The following is a 935-nucleotide window of genomic DNA, read 5'->3' on the forward strand; positions in this document are numbered from 1 at the left end:
TTCGGGTGCTCCGGTGATCACGGGTGACCCGACGGCGGTGTATGGCACGGGCAAGCGGATCGCGGTGTACGCGGCGTCGGGTGGGGACTCCGTGGGTGGGGTGAACCAGGTCGAGGCCGGTGGGTCGTTCGGCAACTGGGTCGTGCTGTGACGGTGGCCCGTACCGGGCGGTGAGCCCGGGGGCCGTACCGCAACGGGGTCGTGAGCACACCGCTCACGACCCCGTTCCCGCGTGCGAGGTCCTCGTACCCGCACGACACGGTGTCGGACGCGCCGAGGCGAACCACGCCGTTGTGCTCCCCCGATCGTCTGATCAGCAGGTCGACCTCGTCGGCGTCGAACTTCGACTCCCGACCGGTACTGCCGACGCCGCTGATCTCCCCGGCGCCACCGATGCACCAGGTTCCGGTCTGCTCGGCGCGGAGCCAGGACGTCGCCTGCGCCAGCGCGTCGTCCGCGCCCCAGGACGAAGCGGGTCCGTCCGAAACACCAACAGCTCGTCGAGCGGGCGAAAAGTACGACTGGGGACGACCGGCGACGCCCGTGGACCCGAGCAGCAGGGAACTGCCGGTACGCGGGATGGCGCAGACGAAGTAGGAATCGGCCCGGTCCACGGTGTCGTCGGCATGGACCGATGTCACCGCACCCGCACCCGGACCCGGCCGGTAAGCCGAATTCGAGCCGGCCGAACTGGCCGCCGCACGCGGGAACGGGGTCGTGAGCGGTGTGCTCACGACCCCGTTGCGGTACGGCCCCCGGGCTCACCGCCCGGTACGGGCCACCGTCACAGCACGATCCAGTTGCCGAACGACCCACCGGCCTCGACCTGGTTCACCCCACCCACGGAGTCCCCACCCGACGCCGCGTACACCGCGATCCGCTTGCCCGTGCCATACACCGCCGTCGGGTCACCCGTGATCACCGGAGCACCCGAG

The 935-nt window shown here is 70.8% G+C and carries 1 protein-coding gene; it reads right to left on the reverse strand.

What is annotated here, in order from left to right; all coding sequences use genetic code 11:
- Positions 1-17 precede the first annotated feature (17 nt).
- Entirely contained in the window at positions 18-734 is a 717-nt protein-coding gene (locus tag C5N14_RS34390; RefSeq protein WP_117673548.1) for a Stf0 family sulfotransferase, read from the reverse strand.
- Between the last annotated feature and the right edge of the window lie 201 nt (positions 735-935).

Source organism: Micromonospora sp. MW-13, assembly GCF_003434305.1.
Classification (GTDB): Bacteria; Actinomycetota; Actinomycetes; order Mycobacteriales; family Micromonosporaceae; genus Micromonospora.